This window comes from Segatella sinensis (genome assembly GCF_040095255.1).
GTDB classification, from domain to species: domain Bacteria; phylum Bacteroidota; class Bacteroidia; order Bacteroidales; family Bacteroidaceae; genus Prevotella; species Prevotella sinensis.
Genome location: NZ_JBBNGE010000032.1, coordinates 1 through 13,669, shown reverse-complemented (window position 1 = coordinate 13,669; position 13,669 = coordinate 1). Strand labels below are relative to the sequence as shown.

Below are 13,669 nucleotides of genomic sequence, written 5' to 3'. Positions count from 1 at the left end.
AACATACATGAAAACAAGTCCTTTCTTCTAAAGATTAATATCTCACAGCAAGATAACTCCCTCACAGCAGGGAACAATTTAATTTTTGTTTAACCACATTAAGAAAAAAACAAACTAACCAACACAAAATCATGGAAAAGTCATAACAGTTTGTTCCAGATGAATCCTACCAGGATAACATCGGCAGCTATGCCTCAAACGAAATTGCCATCAACTGGAACGCCTATCTGGTGTCCCTGCTGGGATGTATAAACTAAGAGCAAATCGGAGATGATCTGTATAAAGACCAAAAGGGGGAGAGAACCAAACTCCTCTCCCCCTTAACGCCATAAATCTCAACTATCAATCAATCGTCAATACCCAATATTTCTTTTATTCTCAATGTGGCAGCCTTCGCTAACCTCTGCTCCGGCCCCCCACCGAAGGTTTCTGTCTTACCTTTCAAGATTTCATCCATCACCTCTTCACTCACGGAAACCGGTCCCTTGATATTGGTAAGAACAAAAGGGCAACAGTCATCTTTCAAGATGATTTCATGCTTCCCTTTTACAAACGGATAGCATTCTTCATCCACAGCTAATACCATCATCAAATATAGCCTATAGCTGCCATCATCCTCTTGACTAAAGAATAGGATACGCTCTCCTTTTTCTGGCAAATCATGATCAAAAGTCGGTAAACAGCACCATCGATAATAAGCCATGCCCTCCTCATAGAGATCCATTTCCAAAGCTCCCCATTGACCAGGGCTCAGGCTCATCGCTCTAAAAAGTCCCTTACTTTCTTCTTTTTCTTCCCTAAGCGTGTCTTCCTTGGATTTGATGGTGATGGTGATACGCAGCTTCTCGTATTCACTCTTGGGATTAATCTTAGAAATATAAGCATCAAATGCCCTTTCCCATCCCATATCCATCATGCTAGCCAAGGCTGCATTGTCTTCCCTAGGAACATAGCCTAATATATCAGAAAAGTCCAAGACCTCAGGTTCAAGAAGAGAAGGATCATTTAAAGAAACGGCCACGGCATTCTCATCATGCTTGTTATCACGATCTCTCATCAAATGTACCTTCCTACCCACAAAGATCGTGTCAAGCATGTCATCTACATGGTGATAAGACGTACCTGCAACCCTACACTCCAAAAACACTCTGCCATTTGGGGACTCAATAGGTGAAGGATCATCTGGCATATTAAATTCTTTCATCATCCCAACAATCCCACTATCATGTACCTCCTCTATACTCTTATCGGCAAACTCCTCAACCAGTTTCTGAAGAGTCTTGTCAGAAGCAATGGAGTCAATACCCTTCTTTTCAAGCTGCTTCTGAAGAGCATAAAGCTCCTCATCACACTTGAGACAACTACCCATGCAGCTGCCCTCATGAGTACACTCAGAAGGCTCATAGTCAAGCCCATATTTCTTAGCCACGTATTTGCGGATCATCTTGAGAATCTCGCACTTGTCCTTCCCTTTCTTCATATATCACGTTAAGTTATTATTTTCTATTTAACACTAAATACTCAAACTCCTGGATATCCATAAATCCCAAGATCTTAACTTGCTCAATACTACGTTTAACATCTTCATCCGTATTGAAGCTAGGAATGTGGGGAACCCTGATGGTCACATTGTCAACAATCCCATACTGCTTCAAATAGCAGAGTTGATGAGCTGAATCACCTACCCTCCCTGTATATTTCTCCCTGATTCGAGGATTCATATCCTTGATGTCTACTATCCAATGGTCCACTATAGGTGCAAGCAACTCAATGTTATGAGGATGACAGGCCAAGGCTGTCTCCACTGTTATCTTCCACCTCGTTCCACAAAGCTTTCTGAACTCCATGATGAACTCCGGATGTTCCAGCGGTTCCCCTCCACCAAAACAGACCCCACCACCAGTGGCCTGAAAATATATATTGTCTTTCTTCACTATATCATAAAGCTGCTGAGGAGTCAACATAAGGATACCCTTACATGGCGTGGCTCCATCATCTTCATATACCTTCCCATGACACCGTTCATTCAGACAATACTTACAGCTGAGCTGACATCCCATGAAGGTTACCAATGTGGTAACTCCCCTTCCATCGAGCCCCATTCTTAAGCGGCTCACACCAAAGAAGGGCTGCAGAAGACTGTCTGAACCAGGCAATCTGTCAATGACATAATCATCACTAACACAATTCCAACGATACTCTACTGAATATAGTGCTTCTTGAATTGCCCCTAACTGATAACCAGCCTCTTCTGAAACCTGTAACTCCACTATTCTAAAGGTTCCATCAGACATGGAAGAAAGTTTGAAACGGTTCAACACCCGACAATTTCTATATACATATATGTATCCATCATCCAGATAAAACCCATACCTATCATCAAAAGTGGGCTGAAACGCCTTTAAGATTCGCCTGCGCAGCTCCCTGGAAATGATCTTGTCCACATAAGGATTAGCAACATCCTTCCAAACATGTCGTTCAACATTCGTCATAGCACAGTTCTTGGCAAAGAATGTCCTACCTGCCCTGTATAATGCCTGAAATCTAGAAGGAACATTCACAAGACCTGTCAAACTATACCCTTTTCCATACTTAGCCTTCACCATATACCTGTCACAGCCATACATGGCATCGGCCAAAGCACCTACCAGAATACCATTCAAATGTCTGTCACCCGGCAACTCCATGGCACGATGTAAAGCACTGCCAAAATCATAGGCACTGTAAAAAGCGTCCCACGCCCGAATCAGAACACCCAGGATGGAACTACGCTCTTTCCACGAAACATCTTCAACGAACCCCTTGAACGAAGAAACATTCTCCACCATCAAGGCTTCCTCCTTAGAGGCACCATGACGAAGAGCAAAGATAAGCTTCCACATGAACGCCCCAGCATACCAATCTTCCTTGTCAGAAGCAAAACCATTCTCCTGAAATGCAGAAGCAGTCTCAGCTTCAGTGCCAAAAAGCCAGCCAATCGCTATGGCACGCATCACGGTAGCTACAGGAGATTGGCGTTTACCCAAACATTCATGAACCTTGATGTCACTACCTCTCTCCAAAACAAGAGTATCAGCCGTCAGAAGCAACTCCTCTACCATCCATGAAGAAGAAGCCTCTGACGATACCAACTTTCTGAAAAAGGCCTCCTTGTCCTGTTCCCAAGTCCAGGCTGCCAAATCTCCTAAAATAGCACCATTCATACCCTATAAGAACACTGTAAATAATACGTCAAAACCAATAAAATACTACCGTCTATAAACACATTATTTATCTAAGGAAACTTCATCAGCCATTGATGTCTCACCACGCATTCCTTTATAGATATAATTAACTGCTTGAAACTCCTGACTATCCATATCATAGGCTGCAATAATCTGTTTCATATCTTTATCAAAGATATAAAGCATATTGCCACCCACGGTTTGTCCGGCATTATTTTCCGCTCTGTATGTATGAATGGCCTTAAACCCAATGAAAGTCACATTCTGATCTTTCGAAGTTCTCAATTCCTTCCCTAATTTCTCGGCTTCGTTCTCTGCTTTAGCCTTCTTGGCAACAACTGCATCATACTTAGCCTTATATTCCTTGTAATTCTGACGACCAAAAGCTGACTGATAAGGTCCTTGCCAAATAGACATACTCGTTCTTAACCGACTGGCTTCTTCTTCACACTCAGAAACCAAGATACCCAGCTTCGCAACCTTAAGCGTCATTTCATAAAAAGAAGGATCATCGTATGGTGCAAATGCACTGTCCAGTTGAGTACTTGAAGGAGCATAAGTATCAGGATGGTATAATGTGCTTTGCAGATTTTCCTTGATCAAAGCTTCAGCCTTCTGCTTAGGAGACTGAGAACATGCTGCCAACAATAATGTGCAGGCAGAAAGAAATAGGATTCTTCTCATAGGTAAATTATTAATTGTCTTCATTAGTTATGGCTTTACCGTGATGTCGAGGGCTAAAATGCAACATTAAGCAACAGTGAGATGTGCACTGCTGCCATCATCATGATTACAGGGCAAAGTTAAACAAAAAATTGGTGTTTGCCAAATATTCTGCAATGTTTTTCATCAAAAGAAGTGATATAACCAAAATCTTTCACAAAATAGCATCTAAGATTACCCGAACAGAGAAGGTTATAAATACCCCCTCCAGCCTGTTAAAAAATCAAGCAGGAAGCTAACTTTCAATAACGAGGTTGTAATATAGCTCCAGATTCCAAAATGTGATGACATCAACCTAAGGTATGGTATCGGTTTAAGAATTGTCAGCGGAGATTTCAACCCTAATTGGACAACACAATCTCTTAGGAAAAGCAGAAGATAAAGATAATGATAATGATTAAAAGCGTAAGCCTAAGTAAAATCAGGTTTACGCTTTTAGTTTGTTGTTACCTTCCCTATCTACATCATCCCTATTCATCCATACTTCAGTTGTTTCCCATCTACAAAAAGCATCACAATAACGGTCAAACTATTCATCTGTTAATTCCAGCATCATGCTTTCGTATTCATTTTCATAATCAAAAGGTACTCTGAAAAACGTTTCTATCTCAAAACTACACCTCTTCATAATCATTTGGAATTACAATATAGTTTTTTATATGGCAAAGAAAAAACTTTGTTTTAAAAACAAATTATTCATGCTTAATTTATTATTTTCCTGCAATCTGATTACTTGGGGTAATCGTTCCAACATTCTCGCAGTAACAGAAATATAATATAAAAGAGGGTGTATCATTGGTGAATGGCACACCCTCTTGAACGTACAAAGTCATAAGAAGAGACAAGCTCTGGAAAGAATCACAATCTACTGATTACACAAACATAACCTCCAGCATTTGCTAATTTAACGTTCAACGGCTTAGTGGAAGAAATCTTTGTTTTCTTATGTTCACAATCCGTTGCCACAGAATTAGCTTTCTTTCCATCTTTCCAGAATTCTAATCGATAATTGCCCTTTGGCAAGAAACCCAAGTCCAAGTTGATGGTGCGCTGTTGACTGTTGTTAATGATGCCCACATACCACTGTTCACCGGTCTTTTTGGCTAAAGCAATATAAGTGTCAGGTGTTCCTCCTAAGAATTTGATATTGTCCCATGTGGTTGGAACTTTCTGCAAAAAGTCCTCTCCCACTTGACCATATACATTGTCTGGATGCTCACAGAAACACATAAACGGACTTTCATATACTACGAATTTTGCGAGTTCTGCAGCACGGGTGTTTGAAACAAGTGTCGGAGATTGCTGTTTGAACTGTTTTTGGGTTACATTGAGAAAACCACCAGGAGTATAGTCCATCTGTCCAGCCAACAAGCGGGTATAAGCCAGCGTTACATTGTGTTCCGGAGTCATCTTGTCAGAGAATTTATAGTATTCGCCACCCATAACTCCTTCTCTGGTTAGCATGTGCGGATAAGTTCGTTCAATGCCGTCTGGCTTGTAGGCTCCATGCAGGTCAAGCATCAGCTCATTCTCAGCAGTTGCCTTAATAATTCGGCGATACCAGTTTACCATATTCTGATCATCACGGTCCATGAAATCTATTTTTACACCTTTTATACCCCATTTGTGATAGAGAGGAAATGCCTGCTTATACTGATCGTTATTGTTGGCGTCTTCGCATCTCAGCCATAACCATATATCAACATTTTTAGAATTGGCATATTGGATGATTTCCGGCATGTTGAGTTGAGGTGCAACTTTGGTTATATCAGCTTTGGGATTATTGAATTCTCCATACCAGGTCCAGTCAATAAGCATATATGGCCATTTTTCTTTGGCTGCAAGATCAATATATTGCTTGATGACGTTTTGTTCCATCTTGACTTCTCCGCTCCACCAATGATCCCAAGCCGCCATTCCCGGTTTGATCCACTCTGTGTTTTTGAGGGCACAGTCAGGATTTAGCGAACGAATAATCTCACTCTCAATAAACTTACCTGGATTATGCCCTATCATGATAACACGCCATGATGAGTTGGCAGCTTCATCAAATCTAGCCTTAACACCATTTTCGTCCTCGCCCCAAATTGGTGTCAGTTTGGTGTCCAACATCTGGTATCCTTCCTTGGCTTCCTTACTTCTGCCCAGATAGAATGCTGGATAATTGTCTAGATTGGCCTCGGTGATAGCCATCCAGTTATTCTCATCTACTTTTATCAAACCAGGTAAGCCCGCATGAATATCTGTTTTAATGCTCTTTACAGGAGTCTTTACAAATATACCTTCCTGGGAGGACTTGTAACTTTTGCCTTGGTTCTCATAGGCAAAATCAGGTATCCAGAGAATTGAAGACTCTGGCAGAGAATATCCTGTTAGTTCTTTCGTGATTTGCCGATTACCCAATCTGGAGATACCATAAAGAGTGTAGCGGAAAGCTACGCCATCATTCATTACACGGAATACAACAACCATGCGCCGATATTGGTCATCTTTTTCCTTCAGATTCAATGTGAGCTCTTGGTAAGGAACTTTGCATTCTGCATGCTTATTTCGTACAACAGGTGTCCAGGCCTCTATGCCACTCTTAACTTTAGCATCATTTCCTACGATAAAGTTGCCTTTCATTTCTTTTTCGTCTTTCAACTGAAATCCCATAGGAGATGGCGCGATAAGTGTTTTCCCATCCAGCTGCACCGAATAGGTTAACTGCTCTTGGTTTGAGATCGTCAAGGCAATATGTCCATCAGGAGATTGCAGAGAATACTTTTGTGCATGCAATGGAGTTTCCATGAATATGGATGCGAGAATTAAAATAAAGAATTTCTTCATATTCGTTAGAGTTTATTCTACGAGCATGCCTGAACAACAGGCTATTGTTTAGGCATGTATTATAATACTAAATTATTTTTGAAATTTTCAACCTTAATCAAGCTTGTATAATGTACATGCATGAGGATTGAGAGTTACACTAACTTTTCCCTTTATCTTTCCTACCTGCTTGTTAGACCATAGCAAGGTTGCACGCTTGGTAGCCTTGATACCCATAGTGCTCAATGGAACCTGGATCTTTTGTGCCTTATCAGAAAGATTGAAGATTGCCAGATAGGTTGCACCACTGTTTTTGTCCTTTGAAGTAACGGCAAGCTTTTGCTCATTATTGAACAATTCCTTGACGTTTGTACCATCCCTGTGCATCTTCAATACTCCCTTGTTGGTAAGCAATGACAATGTGAAAGGATCAATAGAAGGCAAATCACCACCATACATCAAAGGTGAGCGGAAAATACTGAAGAATGTCATCAGTGAATATTGCTCATCTTTGGTAAGACGAGTCATTCTGTCTTCTCCTCTTTCACCACGAATGGCAATATGACCGAGCGGAATCATGTCACAGTCAGGCCAGGTACCTTCACCGATATATGGATACCAGTCATGGGCAACCTTTACAAGATGTGTGAAGTCCTTCCATACATCCCATACATCGTTTACCATTCTCCACATGTTGGCATGGCTGTCCACATGCTTGGCTGCAGCCACAGGAGTCTCACCCGGAGAGGTGCTGAGCACGATAGGCCTGCCTGTTCTGTCGATAGCCTTTCTGATCATATCGATTTCAGACTGATGATAGTCTGGTGCAGACAGGTCGTCAATCTTGATGAAATCCACTCCCCACTCTGCATACATCTCAAAGATGGAGTTGTAGTATTCCTGTGCTCCAGGCTTGGAAGCATCCACTGTATAATTGTCCTTCAACCACTTGCATCTACCTTCCTCACTGTAAATCTGGTCAGCAGTAATGCCGTTCGTTCCCTTAATCGGGAGATGACGCATCACAGCCACCTTAGGAATACCGCGCATGATATGGATACCGAACTTTAAGCCCTTGCCATGCACATAGTCTGCCAGTGCCTTGAATCCTTTTCCATTGGAAGAAGATGGGAAACGGTTCTCGGCAGGCTGATATCTACCATAATTATCGATGACATAAACTGGATTGCTCTCATTGTATCCTCCAGCCTTGTCGTTGGCAATAAACCAGCGGATATCCACCACGACATATTCCCATCCATGCTGCTTCAGGTTCTCTGCCATGAAATCGGCATTGGCCCTTGTCTCTTTCTCTGTAACTGTAGGTCCATAGCAATCCCAACTATTCCAACCCATAGGTGGGGTCTGTGCCCACTCGCGGAAGCTTTGCTTCTCCTGGGCACAGACGCTATTAACCAAAACCATAAACAAACTAACTAAAGTTATGACTGTTTTCTTCATACTGATACATATTTACTTGTTATATCCAGGATTCTGTACGAGATTTGGATTCTTATCCATCTCAGACTTCGGGATAGGCAACCAGTACATCTTGTCATCCCATTTACGGTCACCACCCACATCACTTCTCAACTTATCCACCTCATATGTCTTCTTTCCATCAGGATATTTCTTGATAGTGATGGCATGAACGGTAGAACCGAAGTATTTAGGAGCTTCCTTCCAGCGACGTACATCAAAGTAACGATGCTCCTCAAAAGCGAATTCTATGCGACGCTCATTCTTGATAGCCCCCAGCAGATCGGCACCTGTAGCTGTGACAGCAGGCATTCCTGCACGCTGTCTTACTGGCTTCAATGCTTCTCTAGCACCTTCTTCGTCACCTATGTGATACAGCGCTTCTGCCTTGTTGAGATATAACTCTGCCATACGGAGGTGGATCCAGTTTCGGGCACAGAAGTTCCATGAGTTCAAGGCATATCCCTCATCCATAAACTTCTTCATATTGTAGCCCGTTGGTGAAGCATTCCAACTGTCATTGCCAAATTTGGTGTCTTTTCCACCACCTATGATAGTACCATTATTGTCAACATCGAAGTAGGTTTCCACATTTCTGGTCATCCACTTGGCTCCATCATATAAGATGGTGGCATAGAATCTAGGATCACGGTTGGCATAGGGATTTGCCTTTTCTTCCGGATTGTTCCAGTCAAACTTGCTGGCAACGCCATCCTTTACCACTTCATAGGCATCCACAAGTTCCTGCAAAGGACAGTTGCCTCCCCATCCACCATAGCCGTTAGGATTGTTGTACTGATCGCAGCTGGAGATGCTTTCACCATCAGCACTGCTGGTACCCATGCGGGCAAACAGTGTTTCCTTGTTGGCAGCTGTGTTGTCCATGAATATCAACTGATAATTCTTGGAAGGATCACCATTCAGGTTATAAAGCTCATATCCGGCAGTCTGTGCAGCATCCAGTGCTTCTGTTGCAGCCTTGGCAGCTTTCTGCCATCTGTCAGGTTCTGGGGTAGTATAGCCTACCTCTGGTATCCACTTGTTCCTTACAGCCATTACTAAATAGCTTCTGATGGATTTGGTGATATTCAAACTTTCACGATTTTCCCATAAGTGGTAGATAACATCTTCCACAACAGATTCTGCAGAAAATCTATCATGTAGATAGAAATTGGCAAAATGACACAATATGGCATAATGGTTCCTGTAAAGAATGCCATATGCACTCTCATTACCAGCCTTCAGTTGTTCATAAAGAATTTGTTCTTCTGAGTTCATCACACTTTATAAGATTTGCACACCCAACTTACGCAGCACTTATCCATAATCTATAGACCCCCAAGTTACAAAAAGCGGCTCAGGATTTTCATTTCAGAACTTTCACTCACTTTAGTGCTGCAGTTAGAAAACAAGCTAAATTCTGAATAGCCGCAAAAGTACTAATAAAATCCGGAAATTACACTCATTTTGGAGAATTATTTGCAATATAAGTCAACATGAAATTCATTTCTCACAAAAAGACATACTTTGCACATCTGTAAGAAGAGAGAAACCAAGCAGCATGGGCTACTCAATTTCTCTCTTGGCATTCTATTCTTCTATAATCATCTTGACAGCCTGCGTCACCGTCATCAATGGAGGAATCTTCACTCCCTTCTTACGAAGATGCTTGGTCAGTTCCTTCTCCACCCAATTGAGTCTGGCTTTTCTTTCATCAGCCACATGACGCAGCTGTTTTACGCTAGGAGGCAAAGCCTTCAACTGGTCATGCAACTCTTTCGGATCACCATATTTAACCTTTTCCTCTTCCAGCTCCTTGATGCGGGCTCTCAGAGCTTCATTCTCCTCCACCACCTTATCGTAATAGTGAAGCAAGACCTTCATCTGCTGCTCATAAGGCAGATCTTTATTCATACGATACATAGCTGTTATTTTATGATTATTTTTCTTGATTCAGGAGTTCCCATCAGTGAGGTCTTGTTAACAATGTACATACCAGCAGGAGCATCCAAGACAAACTGTGCTGCGTTCTGACCAGCAGGAATCTTCATGGATTTTATTTTGGCACCTGATGAAGAGAACACAGATATTTCAGATTCATTCTTAGCAGCCTTACTAAAATCTACATGAATGACATTCCCCTTGTCTACGAGAGTAGGAAATATTTTCAAAGACCCGCTGACACTCTCAACCTTCGTCACAGCAGAAGCTAGACGGTCAATCTTGTAAAAAACTGTTTTTGAATGATTTTCTGCATCATTAGCACAGAAAGCCAAATAAGTATTCTTACCGATGGTAATTACAGCTCCATCCATGATGGAAATATTACCTGTAAAAGTATCAAATTCAACATCCTGCAAAATACTTCCTGTCTCCGAAACTACCTGAAATCCAACAACGGCTACATTAGAATCCTTGCTAATCAAAGTCTTTCTACTAGTCTCTATTTGACCTCCCTCCGTACCAGTAACAGGACCTGTTGTACCTAGATTAGATGAATTATTTTCAGAAGTTAACTTCACTTTCGGTACAATATACTCAAATTTATCGTCATCATTGAATAATGTCTGACTTAGATTAAAGATAGTTCTGCTATCTTGTATATTGGTATTAAGATTGAAGTTATAAAGAGATATTGGATGTAAACTGTAATCAAGATTTTCAATCTCTTCCCCTTTATCAACCCAATCAGTCATATTGATTTCATAACGATTATAATACAAAGTCACCTTACCTTCATGTTCTATAAGATAGACAAGAGGATATTTCTCACCGAAAAATTCATAATGAAAATATCGGCTTTCAATTTCTGGTTCATTATACTTTGAGTAATCGAATGTTATCTTTCTATCACCATTCTCTAATTTTTCAATTTTCAAACACTTTTCTGTAAAAGTAGGATTAACATTCATCTCTGATTGGACAAACGCCTCATACGAAGAATATTCGCGAACAGGATCAGAATCTACCAAAGTAGCATCCTTTGCTTCCCTTTCCTCTATTTTATAAACCAGTTGGTAATTGAAATTCAGATCTTTCAGGTCTATAGACTTCACCAGGTCAATATTTTCATCGTAAACATTAACCGTACGCAATTCAGAACCAGTCTGTAACAACAAAACCGGTTCATTGCCATAAAGAAACTCATGAGGAACAGTTATATTGTATCTACTTTCCAACTTTCCATCTGAAACCTTCTGAGCATGAGAAGGCACACCTGCCACGCACGCCAAAAACAACATAAATAAACTCTTTTTCATAATTCTAAGCTTGTAATATAATTCTTTTTACCATGATTCTCAGCCGTTTAAAAAAAAGCCGAGCAATCAAGATATGATAACTTTATCTTACATATCTATTCTATCCCAAAATAATTTTACCAAAACGAGCAGTTAATTGCTCTCTTATTTTTTGAGGAAAATGACACCGATCAAAAGCATATTTTCCTATATTAATCAAACCATTAGGAATGAAGATACTATCCAAGGAAGAACAACCATAAAATGCCCCATCCCCAATACTCTTTACACTTGAAGGAATAACGAGATGCGTCAATGATTCACAACCACAGAAGGCATGGGTGCCAATGGTTACTACACTATCAGGAATAAAGAGCTTGGCCAAATGTTTAGCACCATAGAAAGCGTATTTCCTTATATGAGTAACACTTTCAGGAATAATATAAGAATCCATTTCCTGATTCCTGAAGGAGATAATTTCGCTTTTATCCTTATTGAATAAGACATCATCCTCATAAATGAAGTTGGGTGATAAACATTCCAACTTACCATTCCAACCATGAAACGGATTTCCTATCAAAGTAGTCACCGATTCTGGAATAATAACCTTATCCAAGACTCTACATCTCCAAAATTCAAAATCTCCGATAACTTCCACGCTTGAAGGTATTTCAATGCTCTCGAGATTATCCCATCCGTAAAAAGCCTTATCACAGATAATCCTTACCCCTTCATTAATAACATAATGACGACAACGCATATAATTGCATCCAAAAAACTTCCTACCATCGTCGCTATATCTTACCTTAGGGCGAGAAGTTGACCGATGCTTTTGCTCCAGTTCAGGAACATCTACTTGTAATTTTCTCGGATTTTCACATGCAAACAGTTTTAATGAGCCTAATGAGAGATTACCATTTACAAGGGCAAGCATAAAGAAAGAGTACAATGAACAGAATTCCTTATCATACATGAGTTGCTGCAAAGAAGCTATCACCTTACTTTGTTCTGGTTTGCAATAATCTTCCTTGGTAAAAAGAAGCTGTTCTGGCGAACCATATGAATCAAACAATGATGGGTCCAAGGAAATTGCTTTTAAAGATAGAGCAATACTTATGAGAGAGAAATCATCTATATGCTCATCAAACTCATCAATTTTACGCTTAGGGTGACAGAATTCAGAAGAAAGTAAAGCACTGGATAGACTACCTTTCATGGAAGGAATAAACATTCCATCATAACCTATCAGCGTCAATGTACCATCGGGACGAACCATGATATGGGAAGGAGTGATATCTCCATGCGCAAAGTCCTGAATATGGAGCCACGCAGCCATCTTGCAAAAGCGATAGCACAGTATGGACATAGTAAAGGTGTACTGGTAGTTAGCTGCAAGATATTCCACTAAGGTTTCTCCATCCACCCAATCCATCAGCAAGACCGGCAACCTATCTTCAGGATAAGAAATCTCCGCCTGAATTTCATCCTCGATAAATCTCATGTGTACAAAATAAGGTGAATCCACCATTACCAATTCATCGGCAATGAGTTTGTAACGTAACTTCTCACTACTATCAGGAATCTCGGCAAAACATTTCAAGGCATAATACTTCCCAGACTCAGGATCCTGCATCTTGAACACAACACATTTACTACCATCAATACAATATGGCTCTCCATCCTCAGCAAGAACAGGAGTCAAATGAGATAGCTTGTCAAGATTAGCACAAGGATCTTGAATAGCCAGTTTATATGCAGTTTTCAATTGTTCATCCATAGACATGTATTCTAGAATTAATATTGAGTCCAAAATTACCGATAAATATTGAAACAACAAAAAATGCCTCTATTTTTTTACCTTATTTAAACTTGTAGATGATAACATAGCTCTAGTTTGGAAGTCACAAAAGCAGTCGTTATTGCGGTCATTTTGGTCGAAATGCGGTCGTTCACGGTCGTTTTCGGTCGTTTTCGCGGTCGTTCACGGTCGTCCCCACTATTGAATATCTATCAAACTGAGCCTACTTTAAAAGTGGTTTTGATGCGTTATCTCATATCGCTATTTTAAAGTCGGCCCAGTTATTTCTAGATAATTAATTTTGTGTAAATGAGTAAATCTAGTAACTACTCAGCACCCCTATGGGCATGAGTAATCGTCTTACTGTTGTACTACAGCAAGAATTGCATTGAATTTAG

General features: G+C 40.6%; 9 protein-coding genes. All 9 read right to left on the bottom strand.

Features of this window, described 5'->3' with window-relative positions; translation table 11 throughout:
* Window positions 1-346 precede the first annotated feature (346 nt).
* The 9 genes from AAAT87_RS09790 to AAAT87_RS09750 all read right to left on the bottom strand — a co-directional run bounded on the left by AAAT87_RS09790 (window position 347) and on the right by AAAT87_RS09750 (window position 13,250).
* A complete protein-coding gene (locus tag AAAT87_RS09790; protein WP_349226298.1) occupies window positions 347-1,480 on the bottom strand; it encodes an HIRAN domain-containing protein in 1,134 nt (377 codons plus the stop codon).
* Window positions 1,481-1,496: 16 nt separating this feature from the next.
* The gene (locus AAAT87_RS09785; RefSeq protein ID WP_349226297.1) at window positions 1,497-3,203 is read right to left on the bottom strand and encodes a radical SAM protein; all 1,707 of its coding nucleotides are present in this window, start codon (window positions 3,201-3,203) and stop codon (window positions 1,497-1,499) included.
* Between the two features lie 63 nt (window positions 3,204-3,266).
* Window positions 3,267-3,932 carry a hypothetical protein gene (locus AAAT87_RS09780; RefSeq protein WP_349226296.1) on the bottom strand — a complete coding sequence of 222 codons (666 nt, stop codon included), beginning with the start codon at window positions 3,930-3,932 and terminating at the stop codon, window positions 3,267-3,269.
* A gap of 873 nt (window positions 3,933-4,805) precedes the next feature.
* The gene (locus AAAT87_RS09775) at window positions 4,806-6,776 is read right to left on the bottom strand and encodes a glycoside hydrolase family 97 protein (protein ID WP_349226295.1); all 1,971 of its coding nucleotides are present in this window, start codon (window positions 6,774-6,776) and stop codon (window positions 4,806-4,808) included.
* 93 nt (window positions 6,777-6,869) lie between these two features.
* Entirely contained in the window at window positions 6,870-8,216 is a 1,347-nt protein-coding gene (locus AAAT87_RS09770) for a glycoside hydrolase family 27 protein (protein ID WP_349226294.1), read from the bottom strand.
* Between the two features lie 12 nt (window positions 8,217-8,228).
* Window positions 8,229-9,512 carry a RagB/SusD family nutrient uptake outer membrane protein gene (locus tag AAAT87_RS09765; protein WP_349226293.1) on the bottom strand — a complete coding sequence of 428 codons (1,284 nt, stop codon included), beginning with the start codon at window positions 9,510-9,512 and terminating at the stop codon, window positions 8,229-8,231.
* Window positions 9,513-9,824: 312 nt separating this feature from the next.
* Entirely contained in the window at window positions 9,825-10,148 is a 324-nt protein-coding gene (locus tag AAAT87_RS09760; RefSeq protein WP_349226292.1) for a hypothetical protein, read from the bottom strand.
* A 14-nt stretch (window positions 10,149-10,162) separates the two neighbouring features.
* Window positions 10,163-11,494: a T9SS type A sorting domain-containing protein gene (locus AAAT87_RS09755; protein WP_349226291.1), complete on the bottom strand. Its 1,332-nt coding sequence runs from the start codon at window positions 11,492-11,494 to the stop codon at window positions 10,163-10,165.
* A gap of 100 nt (window positions 11,495-11,594) precedes the next feature.
* On the bottom strand, window positions 11,595-13,250 hold the full coding sequence (locus AAAT87_RS09750) for a leucine-rich repeat protein (protein ID WP_349226290.1): 1,656 nt from the start codon (window positions 13,248-13,250) through the stop codon (window positions 11,595-11,597).
* Between the last annotated feature and the right edge of the window lie 419 nt (window positions 13,251-13,669).